Origin of the sequence: Cohnella sp. WQ 127256, assembly GCF_024519285.1 — a bacterium.
Classification (GTDB): Bacteria; Bacillota; Bacilli; order Paenibacillales; family Paenibacillaceae; genus Cohnella.
Map to the genome: position 1 here is coordinate 77562 of NZ_JAMZCY010000012.1, position 19956 is coordinate 97517.

The following is a 19956-nucleotide window of genomic DNA, read 5'->3' on the forward strand; positions in this document are numbered from 1 at the left end:
CTCCCTTTCAAATGCGATCTCTCAATAATGTTCAATGATTATGAAAATCATTCTCATTTACATTGCTTATTATAGAGATGCATCCCTCTCCTAACCATGCCTTTTTGTTCGGAAAAGTGCTTGTACTATTGATTGCCTGCAAATAACGCTACAGCTCGTTGAAGCTGCAAACGGATAGAAACCGGGTTGTAAGGAATCCATTCATCGATATCAAGATGATGTACGCAATTCCGCCGAACGGCAGGGAGCTCCTCCCAATAGGAAGAGTTGAATATCGCTTCGGAATGCGCAGTGGAACCTTTCACATCCGGAAACACGATGACTAATATCCGATCTCCAGCATAATCCGCAAGCTCCGATATCTCTATGGGAATGGAATGCAATTGGTCACCCAGCTTCTCGATCTCCATTTGGATTCTTGCAGGAGGTTGAAGCTTAAGCGATTGATACATCACATATCCGACATTGCGCGCTCCGTAAACGAGCAACTTCTCCGGTTTAATGACCAGAATCGTTATGATCTCATTCGCAGTCCTGCTTTGCTGTACCAGTGAACGGGATGCCTGTTCCTCTTGCTCGAATTCGGTTAACCATCGCTCTGCCAGATCGCTTCTCTCAATAACCTGTGCAATCAGGCGAAGCTGCTCTTTCCAGCCGATATCCATCCACGAAATTTCCGAGATTGGTGCCACAACTCGCAAAAGTTCGGCGTTCAACCCGTAATGATTCAAATGCTGGCTAGCCGCAATAATCAGCTCAATGTTGTGATCGAGCAATACCGACTTCATCTGTTCTTTAGAACTGTCGCCATTAATAAACATTATCGTTTCTGGTTGCTGCAGACCGGTTGCATTCACATATTCGTTGTTGTCCGAGATAATAACGGTAGGCTCCAATCCAAGCAATAGCAGATGGCTGGCATAAGGCGCTAACAATACGGCCACACGCTTAATGGATCCTCGATGATAGCTTGATGGAGATGCTCCCGTCTGTTGCTTAAAACGGCGGCTAAGATAAAACTCATCCTTATACCCAACCTCCAACGCTATCTCTCTTAGCGTGCCCGATCCGTTAATTAATAGTTCCTTTGCTCGGTGAACGCGAAGCCGTGACAAGTACTCGTTCGGAGAAAAGCCAGTCAGCTGCTTAAAAAGAATGGAATAATGCGATCGACTTACTCCCGCAATTTCGGCTAACCGTTCACTAGTTATTTTCTCACCATAGTGGTTTTCCAAGTAAGTAATGCTGCGTTCCATGGACGGTTGTTCGCTTGCCGCGTGCTTGGATTCCTGGCGCTCAATTAATTGGAGAAGGACTTGATGAAACACGATTTGATTTCTTACGTGACGAGCTTCACTATCCGGCGATCGATGAACATAAAGCTCCTCCACATCGGCCACAATCGAAGGTTCGTAAGGAAAGAGTTGAATACTCGGATTGGAGGTTACTTCGCTTTTGCGAGTCATTGCGTCGGATGGTACACGCTTCGTCTGTTCCCTTGTACCGATTACCAGCTTGTATGTATGAAGGGAATGCTGCCGGTTCGCTATTAGAGTAGCATCACTATATGCCGGGAGAAGGAGGACGCTCCCTTCCGCGAGCTCGTATGTTTGATCCCCGACTTTAAGAATGCCCTTGCCGCCGGCAATTGCGATCAGCACCGTTAATTTTTCGTTAATTGTATACATAGGGAGGTTCGAGGTGCTATACAGCGAATGGATGTTGTCAGCCGTATATAACGGAAAGCGGGACTCCGCCCATTCCGAGTCAACAAAGTTATTCAAAATCTATGCCTCCATTACAATAGAAGTGAAGGTAAAAAGTTGCTTTATCATTATTTTCTCAATAGAATCTGTGTCGTATACTCTGATATTATATTCTATTAAAAAAACTACGTATAATATAGTGTTATACAAAGCTATTTTTGCCAAAAAAACCCTCGCAAGCGCGAGAGTTTCTTCATTAATTAATTGATTCAGAGTTATCATTCCCAAGATGTGTATTCCTCTAATGAAAACTCACCCTCTATTTCAAGGATTGTCTTTGGTTTACTATTATCATAATAACTAATATCTGTCGTTGTGCCACTCCATTGAAGAAAGAAGATTCCATTACCTTTGTACACTATTTTTATTATGTTTTCGTCTACAGCTTCATGTTCAAAATAATACAAACTAGCATCTAAAGCTCTACTTTTTTCGTTATAGCCTTGCGAGAGCTCAAACAATCTAGTCCCGAATTCTTTAAGTACTAGCTTATCAAGATATACTGTAACTTCTGCATTAGGGTTCATTTCGAATACAGCAGTATCTTCAACCGACATGATAGCTTGAGGATCTGTTTCAGTCTCAAACCACATCATTATTGTTTCGTCATCACTACGAACAACATAAGCTCTTGATTCTGATAGTTTAAACTTTTCAGTTCCATTGAAACGTTTAAGAGTCATCGTGCCCATATTTTTCTCCTTATTTGAATTACTGACTATAAATTAAATTATTCTGCTCATCAAAGGCTTCTACTACATAGTCAGCTGATTCTTCTTTAAAGTATCCATACCATAAATATGTATTACGAATGTCATTAACATCCGTTAAACTATCTTCCAAGTTTATCAGTGTTGCATTGTCAAAATCATTTATAATAATCTTTTCAAGATTTTCAAAAGAGGTAAGACCAAAATAGAATTTATTTGAGTCATTCGTAGCACCAGTACGCGCCTTTGATAATTTCTGCTCTATATCAACTTCTAAACCCGTCCCAGTGGAAGATCCATTGAATTTCCATCCGAAAATACCCTTATCTAATCTTACTCCAACTATTTGGTTTTCTTTATTCAAGAAGAAGTAAAAGGCTTTTCTGCCATATTCACTTCCTCCAATAATTTGATTTATCTGCATGGAATTTGAAGAACCTTCTTCGTTATAGAGCACATCATTTATAGATTTAAATGACCTATTGTAATCTGAAACACAATAAATTAAACCGTAGATTAATAGGATTATAAATAGAATTGTTTTTTTCTTCATTTGAGTCTCCTTAAAGTATTCGCAGTATTTTCACCTGAATTGGATATAAATACAAGCAAACAGAATATATCCAATTACGACTATTTGAGATGATTGGAGTAACCTCCTATGTTCCTATGAGTAATCAATTTTCACTTTGCGCCAATTTCTTATTCTCCGTCCTTATTACTGTTATAATTTAGAATTTCATTTATTTCTGATAACGACTCTCGCATTCACGACGCGACCCGGCCATAGATAGCTATTATCTTAGGCCGGGTCGTGTGTTGTCTGAGCTACTTCCATGGTTATACATCTGACAACCAAGGTGAGTAAGCCCGCAGCGTGAATGCTGTGTTATCAGAAGTTAATGCCTTCATCGAGATACCTACTCAAGTTTCTTACCAGATCCAAAAGCTATCACATATTGGTCTGGATCCTTAATCGAAAATTCTTTCCATGTTCCCCAATCAAAATTGTACGTTTCTGGCTCTTGTTCAATAGTTGCTCCTCTTTCTTTCAATTGCCTATATATTTCATCCAAATCATTATGTGTTTCTACATAAGCGTATGAATCCCATGACTTATCTTGACCTTTGCCAGGTTTGTTAGGTGATATGTCACTAGGATCGTTTGCTTCAATTAACTTAAATCCTAATCTGAAATCATCCCTAACTGCCCACCAGTCTGTAACTTCGCATCCTAAAACATCCTCGTAATACGCCTTCGATACTTCAAGATTTGAAACTAAAAGTACTTGAACTGAAAATTGAATTTTACTCATGTTTATACCTCCAATATTGGATTAATAACTTACTGAAGAAATTTCTGATAACATTCGCGTGTTCACGACGTCATCTCTTCTCTCTCTCCGGTTCGGACCGAGGGGCATCGCCTCTATGCGTGAATATGGTGTTAGATGATGCCTGCGACTTCTTGAGATACTATCAAATATTAGTCTTATCATTAAACTCAATGCAAAAGGGTTGTGTTTCAAGTTTTAAACAGTAATTGTTCTAAAGATGGAATGTTGAACAAATCCAACCATTTAACCTGTCCTAACATTGGATTTATTTGTTGAATTACTGCATAAACAAATTCATGAACTAATTGATACGAATAATTTTTATGCACATTAAAATCTTCAATATTTTGAGGTGTGAACACTTTGATAATATTGTCGATTGCATCATATGTCCCTTCAGTTTCACGACCTATAATCCTATAGAACTGACTTCTGTCAGTGTAAATTTGATGTGTTGGAGTTGGATATGTCCGGCTGATGCCAGCGACTCCATTGAAATTACTATCAATTTCTTTATATCCATTTCATAAATGTTTTATGGCTCACTTCAATATTGTTGTTCTTTGCCCATTCTACCAAAGTATTTATTCCGCTCTGATTGTTAATAAACTTAAAACACAAAGCTATAGGAACAATTCTAGTCTTCTTTAGATTAATTCCGATTATGTGATTACCATCAATGTATATTTGTTTTATATTACTAGCTACAATCCGATTGTTATTAATGATTAGTACTATACTTTCAAATTGTAATAGCCTAGGTTTGAGAAATCTTCTAATAACAACCACAATAATAGTCAAAAGATAAATAATACTTAAAACTATATGTAATTGATCGGTACTGTCATTTAATACAATGATCTTGAAAATGCTTATCAGAGATAGGATCAACATGGCGATTATTAACCTAATGTTTAAGGGATATCTTATATAAATACATGTATTCTCCTTTCGCTGGTTTCATAAAACGTTCTTATATTCACGACGTCGTCGCTCCCCCTTAAGCTCTATCTTAGGTAGATCGATGTGTCCCGCTGATTCCGCTCCCCTGCTGCTGAATATACATCCATCGAATCCACTTCAACTCCGGTTCGGACCGAGAGGCGAATGCCCTGAAGCGTGAATTCAAATCCCCTCTATAAGGTTTATTGGGTTGTCAGACATTCTTATTAGTTTATTTTTGAATTGATCTAATCTGGATTCAAAATCATCCCTATTCAGTTCAAAATCTCTTGTCCATCTATACATCATTTTCAACATTTTTATATCTGCTTTATAATGGCTCTTTTCTATTCCTATATTCTGTTTTAGGTATCTAGTGAATATTCTTAGTTTACGCTTCCATAACGGGGGATCAAGAAATATGATAGTATCTGCCATTTCAAATACGCACCTATATGATTCTCTATCAGTTCCTTCAAATATCCATTGCCCTCTACTATTAATTTCATTTATAACCTCAGCTTGCTCTTCAGGTGAACGTTTCCTCCTTCCGTCTTTTGTTTCTGCATGAACTATACAATCCAACTCATACAAAGGTATATTTAGTTGTTTTGATAGCCTTTTCGCAAGTGTAGTCTTACCACTCGCTACAATTCCAACGATGAAGATCTTTCTCATTGATCGGTCTCCTCTCAACCTTCTTTATACATATGAACCATTTTGAGTTTTTCATTTACTTCTATTTCTTTGTATTTCTGATATCCCAGTCTTTTATATAGTTCAATATTTTTTATGCTTTTATGTCCTGTAAAAAGTTCCTTTCTCTTCACTTGAGTATATGCCGCTTCAATTTCCATCATTAGTCTCTTTCCGATCCCTTGGTTTTGAAACTCAGGTTTAACTATTAATTTGCCAATTATGCAAACGCCATCTTGAATTAAAGCCCTAACAGATCCTACAATTTCATCTCCTATAGTGACCTTCAGTAGTATTCCTTCGTTAAACTCATTTTCTAATTCACTTAAACTTTGCTTTAACGGTGGGATAATCTCTTGATAAATCTCCGCCTCACTCTGATAGGCTTCATACTGAAGTTGAAGTATTTTAGGTAAATCAGATCTTTGGGCATTTGAAATGATCAAATTAAACGCTCCTTTTTTATGTACTAAGCTCTTTCAGATAACGACGCGACCCAGCCTTAGATAGCTCTTATCTTAGGCCGGGTCGTGTGTTGTATGAGCTACTTCCAAGGTTATACATCTGACAACTATGGTGCGTAAACAGCTATTTCTTTTATTCTAAATGGATCACCACTGGGTAAAAACGAATGCGGTGTTGGGACTTAGATCTCATCGCATAAAGTGTTTCAGTCCAAGTAGCGTTCATACCCCGAGTGGTCCACTCACTGTCGCGACCATCCAAGCAGAGATCGAAGCCGGCCGCGATGCGGTTAGGTGGTGCGGATGTGTCCCGGCATCTACTTTCCACGACTATCTTCCGGGACCGAGGCGGCATGTCCTCCGATGCGTGATTACATTGTTATGCGAAGTAGTTGCGACGTCCATCATCTAAAAATCTTTTAAAATTTGCTCAAGACTGATAATTTTACTAAATACAAGTTCTATAGTATTTCTATTAAAATGACTTTTAACTTGCTTGATGGCTCTAATCATTTCGAGTCGCTCTCGCTCATAGCCAACGATAATATACGAGATGTCATTTGGAATAAAATCCAGCTGAGTCTGCTTCTCTACTACTGTAATTGCCTCCCCGAATCCACATCTAACTTCTGCCGGACCAAGGGCCCATCTTCGATTAAGCCCAAAAAATATCGTTATTATCTATTTCATTTATTTGTTTTTCGAAGTTATTATTTGGTTTTATGTCATCTACAAAATGCCATTTCTTTTTACTATCTTGCCAATATACCTTCCAAAGTAAGTGTTTCTTCTAACCTTAACTGTGCAATAGGGTACTCAAAACGTCGTCCCATATATTCTCGTCTTTCCTGACTTAATGTGACTGTATTCCCCCGAAAACAACTTCTTCCGACCGAAGGCGCAGCCCGTAGCGGAAATGAACCTGGTGTTAAATGTAGTGTGGCACTTCTTCAAGTTTATTCTCAAATCATCTTCTTTCAAATGTATATAATTCTCCGTTTTTTGGCTTCATTTTTAATTTCCCTATATATCCTCTGAACTTGAGTTCTTTAAATAGTACTTTCATGAATGCACCATGACTAACTACTAACACTTTTGCATTAGGATAATTCCATTCTATTTTATCAAGAATTATTTTTGCTCGTTGTAGTGTTTGAAGCTTAGACTCAGCTTGTGATTTATGTGAAAAAAACCAAGCGATTCGCCCCAACATCATCCATAAGCTAATATGAAGCTTAATCTTTGAATTAATTACTGCTCTAATCCCTATTTCTCTAAGTTGATCAGATACTACAGTTTTACCCTTAAAGATTATTTCTGCTGTTTTTGTTGCTCTTAATAAATCACTAGTCAGACAAACATCCCACATAATAATATTAGTAAAATAATTTGAACTATCTATTTCTGCATGATCATATTGCTCTACCCAATCATTGAATTGTTTTGCTGTTATCCATTTACGATTTGTTTTAAAATTCACTTTAAAATGTCTTACTATTCCTATCATTTTAAGTCTCCATGTCTTTAATAATGTTCTTGCCACATTTCATATGACGTTCTTGTATTCACGACGTCCCACCATCCTAAAGGAACGAAGCGGCAGGGTGCTGAGGATGTATCCGACTGATTCCACTCTTCGAAATGCCTCGGGCGGACCGCAGGGTGAATGCCCCACAACGAGAGCTTGGTGTTATGCGAAGTACCTGACCCTCAGTCTACTCTTTCAAATATTATTTCCATATTGTCATTAGAAACTGTCATCTCTCTTTTTTCGATTTCGACTTTATAGATTTTTTGATTAATTAAAATTCCATTTTTCGAATTCCATGTATACCCATATTTTTTTCTATTTGTTTCATCAAACTTTTTGTTTTCGATTCCATTCTCAATGGATTGTACGAAACTTGAAAATAAAATTTCGTTACTTTTTACTTCCCAGTAGTTATAGCTTATTATTTCCTCGCTTGTTCCCTCTGCTTGAGAAACTTGTATAGCCGACCAGTTGCCTATAAACAAATCCCTCGTTGAGGAGCAACCTGATATTATTAGAACGGTTATAAGTATAATTGAAGTGTAAATACTTCTTTTCAATTTTGTTATCTCCTATCATCTCTCAGGTATTTCGCAAAACGTTCTTGTATTCCCCTTCGAATTACAACAGATATCTTCTAATTACCACTGATGTAGGTACTCCAGTTATTTCTTCCAATACACCAAGAGGCTTGCTCATTATCAAACATTATTCTTGCATTAACCTGAATATCTTCTGTATATATGATTACTTCTTCTCCTTCAGAGAGTTTGAAGTAATCCTTTGTCATATTAGAAATTGGGATTGGGCCCATTAAAATCTGTCCAAATTTTTTTCATTGTTTTCTCCTTTGGTTTCAGCAATTTCACATAACGTTCTTGTATTCACGACGTCATTCCCCATTTGATAGCTCTTATCTTAGGGGGAAGGATATGTCCGGCTGATATTGCTTCACTGCTACTGAATATGCCCCGTTGAATTCACTTCTAACTCCAGCCGGACCGAGGCAGCTTGTCTGCCGAAGCGTGAATATTGTGTTATCTGAAGTTACCTGTCCTCTTCGTGTGGCCTAAAATTGATGTTCTGACTTTGTACAATAACCATGTTGTTATAATTGATTCTTTAGACTTGTGTGTAGAAATCTTATTAATATATTCAAAATCGTCTTTACTTACATCTAATCTAAGAACTGGCTTGATTTCTTGTTTACTTATCCATTCGTCAAAATGGACTCGCGTTTTATTGGTTTGTTCAAATAATTCTGATGATAACAAATAGATCATTCCAGATGTCCAAGGATCCTTATCTAATGTCTTCTTCGTTAATGAAAAGAAATAATATTTCTTGTTTTTCAATGTTTTTAAACATGCATTCCTAAAATTATTGACAACTTTACTTCGATCTAATGTAGCGTAGAAAATCGACCATATGCCATCTTTAGTGGCAAAAATGGCATTAACAAATTCACCATTGTATAAAGTTTGCTTTCTGGTTTCAAACAACTCGATATCCTTGTTATTTGAACCATGAGCTACAAAGCTCTTCTCTTGAATAAGGTAATCGATGAAACGATATTTAGGAAATTCAGATTGATAATTTATTATTCCAGTATTCTGGATGGATTTAATATACATATCTTCGAATTCTGTATTTTCTTCACTAGAAAAAGGTGAATTAGATCTTTGATAGAATAGAAGATTCAAAATAAAGGAAATCATTGAAGTCCTCCCTATCTCTTAGCTTTAGAGGTATTTTCAGATAACGTTCTTGTATTCACGACGTCCCACTGGTTTAAGGTTTCGAAGGAACCGGCTGCGCTTGCGCAGTTACCCAGTGCGGATGTGTCCGGCTGAATCTACTTCCCCGCTACTGAAAATCCGTCCCGACTCCACTTCTAACTTCTGCCGAACCGAGGGCCGAATGGCCCGAAGTGTGAATATGTTGTTATGTGAAGTCTTGTGGCATCTTGAATCACCTTCAAAACCCTTCAAAATCCCTGATATTTCAGGTAATACTTAATTCCTGCTCTATCTACATCTGAGAAACCTAACGGATTCTTTTTAAACAATGCATTTAGCTCTATAATAGTAATCCATTTGATGTTTAGTGTTTCGTCACCAGCTTCTAATAGATCACCGGTTGCCCTACATCTAAAATAATAACCTACTGAATCAACCGGTCCCTTAATGGTTTGATAGGCTGCAAACGGTCTCAGGCATTCAACTTCAAATTCAGAATTAATTCCTATAGTATCTATTCTTGTTTCATTTCCTTCAATTTCATATACATCTAACCCGGTTTCCTCTTTAACTTCTCTTATGAGTGCTTGAATTAACGATTCAAATGGCTCAATTCTCCCGCCAGGAAGTTCGATCTTAAAGAGAGAATCCGACTTTGTTCTTGATTGAATTACAATTTCAGTTTCTTCATTATTAAATCGTTCAATGATGGCTCTTGAGTTTACAAAGAACATTAGAATCAGTCCCTTTATTGAAATTAAAGTTCTTATTCGCACTTCACAAGATTTCACATAACGTTCTTGTGTTCACGAGACGTCCCACCGACTTAAGGCGACGAAGTCGCTGGCCGCGATGCGGTTAGTCGGTGCGGATGTGTCCGACTGAACCTGCTTCCCTGCTACTGCCAATTACTTCTCCGAACCCACATCTAACTCCTGCCGGACCGAGGGCCGAATGGCCCGAAGCGTGAACATGGTGTTATAAGATGTCCCCGCCTTCTCTGAACATTCTATCAAATGATTGTCCTATCTATTTATCTCTATTTGAATAAACCATATAATTATATTATTTCAAATGTTCAAAGAAATGGAGAGATACTAAAGTGATGAAAAGTATGATTAATTTCCCTAAGGAATTTCTTGATTTCAATTATATTGTTGTCAACAACAAAGATTATTTCCCTCTAAATTCCATTGGAGGAAGTGTCCTATTAGACCGTGGTGGTACAATTTATGAATGGGATACAATTCTCAATAGGTATTCACCCATTACCGAAAGTAAACATCAAGTTATGATTTATGAGAATGTAGTAGCTTTATGTGAACAAGGGGGCTATAATATCCCCAATCATAAATTTCAAAAGCAAATTTCTGTAAATCTCACTCATATTAATTTAATTATTGATAACCAATTAATTTGGAGCATTGATGAAATTGAGAAGATTAGAATTGTGAAGAAACCAATTTTCGAGCATGATGGTTACACGGATATTCACCATAAAGGTCAGTTCATTAGAATAATGTGCAATTTGTGGCAGTTAGAATACTTTGAATACGTGGCGCAAGAGATTAGTTTAGTAAAAAAATTATGTAATGATTTTTTTGAGATAGAAATTCATTAGATTTTATTGAACTTTGATCTTTTTGCATCCCTTTCATATAACGTTCTTGTATTCACGACGTCCCACCGACTTAAGGCTCCGACAAGAGCCGTCCGCGATGCGGTTAGTCGGTGCGGATGTGTCCGGCTGAATCTTCTTCCTTGCTGCTGAAATGCCTCTCTGAATTTACTTCTGACTTCGTGCCGGACCAAGGGGCGAATGCCCCGAAGCGTGAATATGGTGTTATAAGATGGCGGGGGCTTCTTGAATTGCTTACAAATCGATCTTTTATTAAACTCTTCTGATTTATTCAGGTATTTCAATATATTCTGACATTCAAACCCGCTATCTTCATATTTCACACCTTCTGGCTTGCATCCTCATTTCGATTGAACAACCATCCAACGCCGTATTGAAACCTTGTAACCAGTCAGATCGTATTCTTTATAAACATTTATTGGAGGATATTTCCATGGATTCCGCACTTTACGTTATAGCTTTGATTTCTGTTCTCATCATTTTTGTATTGCTAGGAATTATAATTATTAAGATGCTCAGTAAGAGGGAACTTCCAACCTCTAATTACACTCAATTTGATAACATAACAGGTCACTCATCAGTTGAATTCCACGAAGAGAAAGAAGAACATGAAGATGAGGACGACCAGGGTGACGATAAGAATAAGTTTCGTTATTTGTTGAAATAGGGTTAATTGCCTCCCGGCGTGCCTGTTGCGCTTTATGTGTCAACTTTTCTCCTATTAAAAAGAGTAATTTAATGTATGGATGTATTGTCACCATTCTTATCATTGTTTAGGTTTAAATAATTCACTTGAACTTACGCCTTCCCCCGATTTCTTATAACGTTCTTGTATTCACGACGTCCCACCACCTTAAGCCCGAAGGGCGGCCGCGATGCGGTTAGTCGGTGCGCATGTGTCCGGCTGATTCTACTTCCCCGCTGCTGAAAATGCCTCCCCGAAACCACTTCTAACTTCGGTCCGGACCGAGGGCCGAATGGCCCGAAGCTTGAATATGGTGTTGGTATATTAAGCTCATCCCATCAGCAAATCGGGGTGAACTTATACTAAAAGGATCACCACTGGGTAAAAACGAATGCGGTGTTGGGACTTAGATCTCTTCGCATAAAGTGTTTCAGCCTTGGTAGCGTTCATACCCCGATTTAGCTGGTTGGGCCTTAGAGTCCGTATCACCGTGCCAACCTGTGGAGGACGACTTACCCTTGGTCCCGGTGTTAATCAAAGGAGGCTTTTATGCAAAATCCTGTTCTTAGTATTGACGTAGCGAAAGGCAAGAGTGTAGCCGCTGCTTTCTCTGCCTATGATTCCATTGTTCGCAAGCCATTCTCTTTCCCCCATACACCTCAAGGTGTTTCCGCCTTACTTCCCTTATTAGAGCAGTTAGAAGTGATGACTGAGCAGCGTCCTCATGTCGTTTTGGAGGCTACAGGAAACTACTCCAAGCCTCTTGTTTCTTACTTCTCTTCCATGGGTTATCCTGTCGTTATTCTTAATCCGTTGCTCACTCATCAGTTAAAAAAGAAGGCGACACGTAAGGTCAAAACAGATCCAATTGACGCCCTTCGGATCGCTCAGGCCTTCTATCTGGAGCGTGTCTCTCCCGTCCAGATGCCTGATTCTGCGGTGTCCGAGCTACGTGTGTTATGTAGGCAACATTTCCAATTAACCTCACTGTACGGCGATGTTCAGTTACATTTCCGTTCTGTTTTGGATCTTCTGTTTCCTGGATATGAGCGTACGTTTCAGAACATTTGTAATCCTACTTCCCTTGAGCTCTTAAGCCATTATTCTACTCCACAAGACTTTCTGGCTGCTGACCAGGATCATCTTCTAAGCATTCTTTTGAACAACCGTCGTGGACGAAGTTGGAATGAGGTTAAGCTTGCCCAACTCAACATCATTGCCCGTGAAAGCTTACCAGATCCTGAAGTTACACTTGCTCACCAGATTGCGCTTCGCAACTACATTTCATTAATACGATCATATCAAGGTGCTCTTGCAGACGTAGATCATCACTTGCAGCGCTTAGCCTCATCCTTGCCCGAGCATACCTTACTACGTTCGATTCCAGGCGTTGGCCCACTCACTGCAGCGACTATCTATGCGGAAATTGGAGATATAAAAAGGTTCCCTTCCGTTAAACAGTTGACCGCTTTTGCAGGGCTGGATTCATCTGTTTACGAGTCGGGAACCTTTAAGGCCAATCAAAATCACATTTCGAAGAGGGGCTCTGCCTACCTCCGTACCGCCTTGTATCAAGCTACCGTTGCTGGTATCTCGAAACAAGTAAACGGTCCACGAAATGAGATTCTATCAAAATATTATCAGTTAAAACGTTCTCAAGGCAAGCCGGTCAAAGTTGCCATTGTCGCCACTGCCAACAAACTTTTGCGTATTGTTTTCGGTGTATTGAACAGTCGAACGCCTTTTTATAAGGATTAAGCTCGTCACATAAGGAACATTTTACCATAAACCTTCAATCTTGAGGTAGGTTTGTTTGAGTATGTTCTTTTATGCCGACTCAATTCTCTTTTCACAAAACTATTGACCTTGATTAGCTGGTTTATGCGCTGTTACCGACTTCTCGAAATACAATCATTACATTAATGCGCAGCTTGCTATTCTATTACTCTTGATTGATATGCCCTTGATTGATTTATTCTCTTGGTTGATTATGTCCTTGGTAAATGCTTTGATTGGTTATTGATGCTCTTAGATTTAATTGTTCTTATATTTAATTGCTCTTAGATTATTATTCTCTTGAATGATTATGCACTTGGGGTAATTTATTTACTTGATCTAATATGCATTTGATTGATGATGCTCTTGGGGGTAATTATTGCTCTCGAGGTTGTATTGTCTTGGATTGTTAATGCTCCTGGGTTAATAATGCTCTTGAAGTGATTATACTCTTATTCTGATCGAGGACACGAACGATTCTTTAAAACAAGCACTCGGGAATTGCGCATAACGTTGTCGTATTCGCGACGTCTATTCCCCTTAGATAGCTCTTATCTTAGGGAATGGATGTATCTGCCTGAGTCCACTTCCTCGAAAAGTCACCGGGCAGATCAAGGGCCGCATGGCCCGCAGCGGGAATATTGTGTTATCGGAAGTTCCAACTCCAGAGAATTACTAAATATTTATTGCTTTTAATAGATCAACAATGGCAAAGGAAAGTGCCATATTAATAAAAGCTAGGATTGTTATTGATGTTGGGATTGAGTAATCTTTTAATAATGTATCATTAAGAAATGTAATTTTTCTATTCTGGAAACTTGGAACCTGAAAAATAAAATCATTTACTTCTAACAAGACCTCTAAATACACAAAGAAAAAAGAAGATAGTACGATCCAAACGTTCTGTTCCATTTGTTCTAACTTTGAAAATTGAATGATGGTAACCAACCAAACAGTAAATAATATCTTTATTATAGACTTAACAAATATCACAATAATTTTAATATTTGTAAATCCAACAATCACAAAAATCAATATTGTCAGTATATTAATTTTAATTATTCCATCTACTAAATCTTTATATGGGGCACCATCTAATGGGCTCATTAATAGAAAAAGTGATAGTACATACAAAATAACGCTTATAAGTAGGGTTAATAGTAACTTAGGAGTAAATAATATTTGCTTCCAAAATTCTCTTCTTCGCGCTTGTCCTCTTTCTGTTCTGCTTTCCATTAAATCTTCCTTTCAAATTGTGTTTTAGGAATTTCTGATAACGTTATTGTATTCACGACGTCGATCTCCCTTAGATAGCTCTTATCTTAGGGAGATCGATGTGTCCGGCTGATTCCGCTCCCCTGCTGCCGAAATTCCTCTTCGAGTTTCTTCTAAACTTCGAGCCGGACCGAGGCAGCTTGTCTGCCGAAGCGTAAATATGGTGTTATCTGATGCCGGTGCCTTCTCTGAGATTACGTCCAATATTTCTCTTCTATTCTTTCTTCTATTGACCTTAAATCAATGTAATCTTGTTCACCTATAATCTTTATTTTTCCGTTATTAAAGAAGTTAAGAAATCTCTTTCCCTCTTCCACATATTCATGACGACCCTGAATAAACTCATTTCTATTTTCAGCGTTTTCTAATTGAAAGTCATAGTCATAAACGATATATTTCAAAGCAATCATTCTAAGAAATGAAAATCCATCACAATATTCCCTGTATATTTCTCGACATGAGCTTATAAAATCTTCTTCAATGTAGACCAATCGATTCAATGTATCTTGAATTCTAAATTCTTCAATTGAACTATATTCAAGTATTGTTATTAGTAATGTTTCTAGATCTTCGAATACATACTTTGACTTATAATTAAGATTGATCAGCTTGAAATATAGATCTTTTCCAAGTTCTTCTTCAAGTAAAAAATCATTTTCATAAATCCAATGTTCGAACTCATGTATACCGATCTTATAACGTAATACAGATACTAATTGACTATTAAATTCATTTTTCATTCTTTTCATCCTTTAGCACCGGTTTCAGATAACGTTGTCGTATTCGCGACGTCCACTCCCCTTAGATAGCTCTTATCTTAGGGGAGTGGATGTATCTGCCTGATTTAGCTTTATCCCCGGGCAGATCAAGGGCCGCATGGCCCGCAGCGAGAATATTGTGTTAGGTGAAGTATGTCTTCTAAATGCCATCAGATATTGTATTTTATAAATTAGTTGTATAGAGTGTTAAAACTTTTGTATAAAGTTTCTCAAATTGAATGATTAATTCCGATGAATTTTTCGAATATTTGCTCTGAAGATAAAATCTTGTACAAGTATAAAAAAGTAATCCTACTATATCCTTATTCACAAATTGACTATTTTCAATATGTACCTTATAGATATCTAGTTGTTCATGAAGTACATTAATTAATTTTATGTCAATAATTGCATTCCCGTTAACTGCTTGATTTCCTCTTAATTGAAAAACTAATGCTTTTGAAGATTCAATAATTTGTTTTTCTATTTCTGAAAATTGATTTGTCATAGAACCCTCCTCCGTTAAACATTCATGACATATTTCACCTAACGTTCTTATATTCACGACGTCGATCTCCCTTAGATAGCTCCTATCTTAGGGAGATCGATGTGTCCGGCTGATTCCACTTCCCTGCAGCTGCCAATTACCTCTCCGAATCCACATCTAACTCCGGCCGGACCGAGGGCCGAATGGCCCGAGGCGTGAATATGGTGTTAATGCCCTCCTTGAATATTGCTACTCAATCAATTGTACTTGAATTTTTTCTGTTTAATTTTATTTAATCTTTCAACCCTAATTGCTGTAAGGCTATCTTTATATTTTTGTTCTTCAACCTTCTTCAGTTTTGCTCTTTCCATTTCTACTTGATTTTTTTGCTTATCTTGCTCTTGATCTTTATTAATATTTTCAAAAACTCTTTCAATATGCTTTGAATTCGATTTGAGTATATTCTCAAATCTGATAATTATATTAACTACTTTGGCTACGACCTCAAGTGCTGCCAATAGTATTACCAACATCTCTCCCAAAGATAGTTTTCTATTTATCAAACTTAAACTAAACATTTTTGTTGATTCATCGTATTGCAAATATAGTGTAAGATAGGCAAGCAGTCCGTAGAAAATCACTTTTACAAAGTCAACAAAAAGTCCAGTATGCTCCCAACGTCCTTCTCTTCTTCTCATAAAAAATGTATGAATAAGTCCAAACATCAGTACAGCTATAACAATTCCGATCAGTTGCCTTTTAAATTCTCTGCTGAAGCAAAGAAGATATTCATTTCGATTCACCTTTCTGTTTTTTCATTATTGTGCATTAATTTCTGCTAACGTTGTCGTATTCGCTTAGATAGATCTTATCTTAGGGGAATGGATGTATCTGCCTGCTTGAGCTTCCTCGAAAATACTTCTGGCAGATCAAGGGCCGCATGGCCCGCAGCACGAATATGGTGTTAGATGAAGTGACTGCCTCCTTGAATTCGCTATAAGTTAGTTTTTGTTCATTATCCACTTTTCTGGAAAAGCTTTATTTGTATCAGAATGAATGTCATTGATTACGTTTATTCCTCGGTACCAAGCAGTTTTTGTTTCTCCCCTTAGTTCATAAGTTATTTTATATATTGTATTTGCCGCTCCTATTTCCTTTTCAAACGGGGTTTTTTGATCTTCAAAATTTCCGATTTTTTCAATGTTCGTTACTTTACCACCTACCGTATTGATAACCCTATCTATTTCATTAACGTGTTTCTCTTTTAAGCTAGACATTAATGAAACAATCGTAAAAACAATTACTGATATTATGATTACCATTGATACACTAACTACTACTTTGTTTTTTCTAAAAGCTACTGAAAAGACAATACTAAATACAAATAATAAGAACAGAATGAATTTAATATTACCACCTGCTTTTAGTTGTAGTTTGCTGCCATTTCATCTAATGTTCTTGTATTCACGACGTCCAACTCCCTTAAGCCCAAAGGGCGGCCGCGATGCGGTTAGGGAGTTGGATGTGTCCGGCTGATTCCGCTTCCCTTGTTTCTGAGTTCACACCAATTGAATCCACTTCAGCTTCTGCCGGACCGAGGGGCGGATGCCCCGATGCGTGAATATGGTGTTATGTGAAGTAACTCTGAATTAATCCTCAATCATCCCTTGTCCACTTTACTTTAAAAATATTTAAGCCGTTTATCCCATTTTCATTTGCTTTATCGCCTGTATGAATGAAGTTTCCAATATACTTTGCAGAATAAAATTGATACTCAATATGTTCTAATAGACGTTTAATTTCATGATATCTTTTGTTTTCATGATCTGTTAATGGATGTGGACTTTTTGAATCCTTTTCATTAACCCAATCTAAAAATATTTGATAAGATTCTATTTGTAGCGCGTATACTTCAGTTGAAACAGGTCTTAACAAATACGAATTTGACCACTCTTCTTTATCACTATCAAATAATCGCTCAAAATAATGAATGCTACTATTAAAATCGGCAAATCCAGATTTGGGGCCATCCCACCAGTCAATAATGAAATATACTGACTGAAATTCTTCTGTTTGTTCCCGCTGCATCATCGGTTCACCTCAATAGATTCGCTTCGTTATTTCAGATAACGTTCTTGTATTCGCGACGTTCATTCCCCTTAGATAGCTCCTATCTTAGGGGAATGGATGTATCTGCCTGATACTACTTCATCGAAAACACTTCGGGCAGATCAAGGGCCGCATGGCCCGCAGCGCGAATACTGTGTTATCTGAAGGATCGGTCTTCTTCGAAAAGCTCTCAATAATTCCTTACTAGTTCTATCTCTTTTTTTCCTTTATTAACTCTATAATTTTTTTGCTTATTTCCACGCTCTTTTCTTCTGTTTCTTGAAATTCATTTCCTAAATAGTCTTTGAATATCTTATGTAAGTTTGCACCCATATCTTTGCTGTACAAATTTTTATCATCATTCATTTCAATATATCTACATATCTCTCTTATTTCTGAATGATATTCATCCTCGGGACAGTGAATAGTTAGTAATTGAGCTGGATCCCATTCATTTATAATTGCTTTTACACTACTGAATAAAGTAGGATTCATAAATTATCACTTCTCTTCCGTCCTTAATCATCCTTAACGATCTTTCAGATAACGTTCTCGTATTCACGACGTCCCAGCACCCTAAAGGAGCGAAGCGACTCGCCGCGATGCGGTTGGGTGGTGCGGGTGTGTCCGGCTGATTCTGCTTCCCTGTATCTGAGTTCGCTCCTTTTGAATCTTCTTCAACTTCTGCCGGACCAAGGGGCGAATGCCCCGAAGCGTGAATATGGTGTTATCGGATGTCAATGCCTTCCTTCGACTCATCTAAAGTTCTTAATGTATGATTCTCTTGGTCATCAGATATTATAGTTTTCTTGCCTTAATCACAAAAGTTACAGGAAGTATCTTTGCTCTCAGTGCCATATCGCTGTTATCATCCCGTGATTGCATAATCTCATCGTCAGTTTGCTCAATCATTTGCTCAATTAAAAATCCCGTTTTCGAAAGCGCGTTCACATAGGTTGATAGCTTACGGTCCGCTAACAATAGCTCACCTTCATCAACAGCTACCGGATACCAATCTTCATCGAAATAACTCTTTTTAAAAACAAACCTATCATTGTCTTCAGCAACACATCTGTGTATTGGGTGAGACCAACTGAAAATAAATACACCGTCTTTCTTAAGGTAAGAAGCGATCCGGCAAAAGGTACCCTCAAGATCGGTGGTCCATCCTATGGCATAAATCGAATAAACATAGTCAAAATAATCCGTCGGGATGCCGCATTCTTCTTCCATGGGAGAACAGATCAATCTTGCCGAAAGACCACATGACTTCAAATGCTGCGCTGCCTTTTCGATTTGTCTTTCCGATATATCCACAGCCCATAGTTCAGATGCGTTGCGTTCCCCTTGATATTGTAAGGATTGACCGTTGCCACAGCCGATCTCCAGCAGTTTTTTCCTTGAGATATCGCCAAAAAGCTGGCATTTTTCTTCTGAGACAAACATTCCATAATACGGAAGAACGATTGGTCTTAAGAAGTCATTTCCTTTTGTATCCCAATAGAAGCTGTTAGTCTTATGAACAACATTCTTATCCATGTCTGCCGAGATGGCGACGCCATCTTCACCAGCGCCTATTATGATTGTTCTATTTACAGACTTCTTGTCCATGAAGACACCTCCTCCAGATATGTATTTGTAGTTTCAAAACAATCCAACATACAATATAGTTTTAATTCAGATTTGCATTGATTTCCGATAATGTTCTTGTATTCACGACGTCCAACTCCCTTAAGCCCGAAGGGCGGCCGCGATGCGGTTAGGGAGTTGGATGTGTCCGGCTGAGTAATCCCACGGCACTTCTACGTCGGTCCGGACCGAGGGGCGAATGCCCCGAAGCGTGAATATGGTGTTATAAGATGTTGGCGCCTTCTCCGAATTCTCAAATCAAAATTATTTCACTTAAAACTATTCTTAATTGGCGGGGTAAAAACCCAATCTATTAATCTAATATTATATTCGTTAAGTAATTGATCTGCCCTAATAATTCCACTATGAGTGATATTGCCCTTCTTCTCAATGAACGCAGCATTGGGAAATAT

The 19956-nt window shown here is 37.9% G+C and carries 22 protein-coding genes; 3 read left to right on the forward strand and 19 right to left on the reverse strand.

From position 1 onward, the window contains the following. Positions 1-125: 125 nt before the first annotated feature. From M1K58_RS27740 to M1K58_RS27785, 11 genes are all read right to left on the reverse strand, one after another. The gene (locus M1K58_RS27740; protein WP_256762158.1) at positions 126-1784 is read right to left on the reverse strand and encodes a helix-turn-helix domain-containing protein; all 1659 of its coding nucleotides are present in this window, start codon (positions 1782-1784) and stop codon (positions 126-128) included. A 200-nt stretch (positions 1785-1984) separates the two neighbouring features. Then, complete coding sequence (locus M1K58_RS27745; protein WP_256762159.1) at positions 1985-2458, reverse strand: hypothetical protein; 474 nt, start codon at positions 2456-2458, stop codon at positions 1985-1987. 19 nt (positions 2459-2477) lie between these two features. Then, on the reverse strand, positions 2478-3029 hold the full coding sequence (locus tag M1K58_RS27750) for a hypothetical protein (protein WP_256762160.1): 552 nt from the start codon (positions 3027-3029) through the stop codon (positions 2478-2480). Between the two features lie 367 nt (positions 3030-3396). Beyond that, entirely contained in the window at positions 3397-3792 is a 396-nt protein-coding gene (locus M1K58_RS27755) for a VOC family protein (RefSeq protein WP_256762161.1), read from the reverse strand. A 1146-nt stretch (positions 3793-4938) separates the two neighbouring features. Continuing rightward, the gene (locus M1K58_RS27760) at positions 4939-5433 is read right to left on the reverse strand and encodes a P-loop NTPase family protein (RefSeq protein WP_256762162.1); all 495 of its coding nucleotides are present in this window, start codon (positions 5431-5433) and stop codon (positions 4939-4941) included. Positions 5434-5447: 14 nt separating this feature from the next. Continuing rightward, a complete protein-coding gene (locus M1K58_RS27765; protein ID WP_256762163.1) occupies positions 5448-5897 on the reverse strand; it encodes a GNAT family N-acetyltransferase in 450 nt (149 codons plus the stop codon). A gap of 673 nt (positions 5898-6570) precedes the next feature. Beyond that, positions 6571-6639 (reverse strand): hypothetical protein, encoded by a 69-nt coding sequence (locus M1K58_RS29785; RefSeq protein ID WP_372339218.1) that lies wholly within the window; start codon positions 6637-6639, stop codon positions 6571-6573. Between the two features lie 243 nt (positions 6640-6882). Next, positions 6883-7422 carry a histidine phosphatase family protein gene (locus tag M1K58_RS27770; RefSeq protein WP_256762164.1) on the reverse strand — a complete coding sequence of 180 codons (540 nt, stop codon included), beginning with the start codon at positions 7420-7422 and terminating at the stop codon, positions 6883-6885. Between the two features lie 203 nt (positions 7423-7625). Further along, a complete protein-coding gene (locus tag M1K58_RS27775) occupies positions 7626-8006 on the reverse strand; it encodes a hypothetical protein (RefSeq protein ID WP_256762165.1) in 381 nt (126 codons plus the stop codon). A 477-nt stretch (positions 8007-8483) separates the two neighbouring features. Beyond that, positions 8484-9164 (reverse strand): hypothetical protein, encoded by a 681-nt coding sequence (locus M1K58_RS27780; RefSeq protein ID WP_256762166.1) that lies wholly within the window; start codon positions 9162-9164, stop codon positions 8484-8486. Between the two features lie 269 nt (positions 9165-9433). After that, the gene (locus tag M1K58_RS27785; protein ID WP_256762167.1) at positions 9434-9919 is read right to left on the reverse strand and encodes an NUDIX hydrolase; all 486 of its coding nucleotides are present in this window, start codon (positions 9917-9919) and stop codon (positions 9434-9436) included. Between the two features lie 368 nt (positions 9920-10287). On the opposite strand from M1K58_RS27785, the gene M1K58_RS27790 reads away from it, so the two are divergent. From M1K58_RS27790 to M1K58_RS27800, 3 genes are all read left to right on the forward strand, one after another. Beyond that, positions 10288-10806: a hypothetical protein gene (locus M1K58_RS27790; RefSeq protein WP_256762168.1), complete on the forward strand. Its 519-nt coding sequence runs from the start codon at positions 10288-10290 to the stop codon at positions 10804-10806. 451 nt (positions 10807-11257) lie between these two features. Then, complete coding sequence (locus M1K58_RS27795; RefSeq protein ID WP_256762169.1) at positions 11258-11491, forward strand: DUF3951 domain-containing protein; 234 nt, start codon at positions 11258-11260, stop codon at positions 11489-11491. Positions 11492-12058: 567 nt separating this feature from the next. Further along, entirely contained in the window at positions 12059-13267 is a 1209-nt protein-coding gene (locus M1K58_RS27800) for an IS110 family RNA-guided transposase (protein WP_256762170.1), read from the forward strand. 693 nt (positions 13268-13960) lie between these two features. On the opposite strand, the gene M1K58_RS27805 is transcribed toward M1K58_RS27800, so the two are convergent. From M1K58_RS27805 to M1K58_RS27840, 8 genes are all read right to left on the reverse strand, one after another. Continuing rightward, positions 13961-14521 (reverse strand): hypothetical protein, encoded by a 561-nt coding sequence (locus M1K58_RS27805; protein WP_256762171.1) that lies wholly within the window; start codon positions 14519-14521, stop codon positions 13961-13963. A gap of 233 nt (positions 14522-14754) precedes the next feature. After that, on the reverse strand, positions 14755-15300 hold the full coding sequence (locus M1K58_RS27810) for a hypothetical protein (protein ID WP_256762172.1): 546 nt from the start codon (positions 15298-15300) through the stop codon (positions 14755-14757). Between the two features lie 202 nt (positions 15301-15502). Further along, positions 15503-15883 carry a hypothetical protein gene (locus tag M1K58_RS27815; protein WP_256762173.1) on the reverse strand — a complete coding sequence of 127 codons (381 nt, stop codon included), beginning with the start codon at positions 15881-15883 and terminating at the stop codon, positions 15503-15505. Between the two features lie 179 nt (positions 15884-16062). Then, positions 16063-16608 (reverse strand): hypothetical protein, encoded by a 546-nt coding sequence (locus M1K58_RS27820; RefSeq protein ID WP_256762175.1) that lies wholly within the window; start codon positions 16606-16608, stop codon positions 16063-16065. Positions 16609-16806: 198 nt separating this feature from the next. Then, on the reverse strand, positions 16807-17127 hold the full coding sequence (locus M1K58_RS27825) for a hypothetical protein (RefSeq protein WP_256762176.1): 321 nt from the start codon (positions 17125-17127) through the stop codon (positions 16807-16809). A gap of 334 nt (positions 17128-17461) precedes the next feature. Next, positions 17462-17896 (reverse strand): hypothetical protein, encoded by a 435-nt coding sequence (locus M1K58_RS27830; RefSeq protein ID WP_256762177.1) that lies wholly within the window; start codon positions 17894-17896, stop codon positions 17462-17464. Between the two features lie 228 nt (positions 17897-18124). Next, positions 18125-18409, reverse strand: a complete 285-nt coding sequence (locus M1K58_RS27835) for a hypothetical protein (protein WP_256762178.1) — start codon at positions 18407-18409, stop codon at positions 18125-18127. Between the two features lie 303 nt (positions 18410-18712). Further along, complete coding sequence (locus M1K58_RS27840) at positions 18713-19525, reverse strand: class I SAM-dependent methyltransferase (RefSeq protein ID WP_256762179.1); 813 nt, start codon at positions 19523-19525, stop codon at positions 18713-18715. Positions 19526-19956 lie beyond the last annotated feature (431 nt).

Bases quoted from the DNA above. Each gene is read 5' to 3' on its own strand.
- M1K58_RS27745 (WP_256762159.1), bottom strand. From the start codon at position 2,458: ATGGGCACGATGACTCTTAAACGTTTCAATGGAACTGAAAAGTTTAAA.
- M1K58_RS27750 (WP_256762160.1), bottom strand. From the start codon at position 3,029: ATGAAGAAAAAAACAATTCTATTTATAATCCTATTAATCTACGGTTTA.
- M1K58_RS27755 (WP_256762161.1), bottom strand. From the start codon at position 3,792: ATGAGTAAAATTCAATTTTCAGTTCAAGTACTTTTAGTTTCAAATCTT.
- M1K58_RS27760 (WP_256762162.1), bottom strand. From the start codon at position 5,433: ATGAGAAAGATCTTCATCGTTGGAATTGTAGCGAGTGGTAAGACTACA.
- M1K58_RS27770 (WP_256762164.1), bottom strand. From the start codon at position 7,422: ATGATAGGAATAGTAAGACATTTTAAAGTGAATTTTAAAACAAATCGT.
- M1K58_RS27780 (WP_256762166.1), bottom strand. From the start codon at position 9,164: ATGATTTCCTTTATTTTGAATCTTCTATTCTATCAAAGATCTAATTCA.
- M1K58_RS27785 (WP_256762167.1), bottom strand. From the start codon at position 9,919: ATGTTCTTTGTAAACTCAAGAGCCATCATTGAACGATTTAATAATGAA.
- M1K58_RS27795 (WP_256762169.1), top strand. From the start codon at position 11,258: ATGGATTCCGCACTTTACGTTATAGCTTTGATTTCTGTTCTCATCATT.
- M1K58_RS27800 (WP_256762170.1), top strand. From the start codon at position 12,059: ATGCAAAATCCTGTTCTTAGTATTGACGTAGCGAAAGGCAAGAGTGTA.
- M1K58_RS27805 (WP_256762171.1), bottom strand. From the start codon at position 14,521: ATGGAAAGCAGAACAGAAAGAGGACAAGCGCGAAGAAGAGAATTTTGG.
- M1K58_RS27810 (WP_256762172.1), bottom strand. From the start codon at position 15,300: ATGAAAAATGAATTTAATAGTCAATTAGTATCTGTATTACGTTATAAG.
- M1K58_RS27825 (WP_256762176.1), bottom strand. From the start codon at position 17,127: ATGGTAATCATAATATCAGTAATTGTTTTTACGATTGTTTCATTAATG.
- M1K58_RS27830 (WP_256762177.1), bottom strand. From the start codon at position 17,896: ATGATGCAGCGGGAACAAACAGAAGAATTTCAGTCAGTATATTTCATT.
- M1K58_RS27835 (WP_256762178.1), bottom strand. From the start codon at position 18,409: ATGAATCCTACTTTATTCAGTAGTGTAAAAGCAATTATAAATGAATGG.
- M1K58_RS27840 (WP_256762179.1), bottom strand. From the start codon at position 19,525: ATGGACAAGAAGTCTGTAAATAGAACAATCATAATAGGCGCTGGTGAA.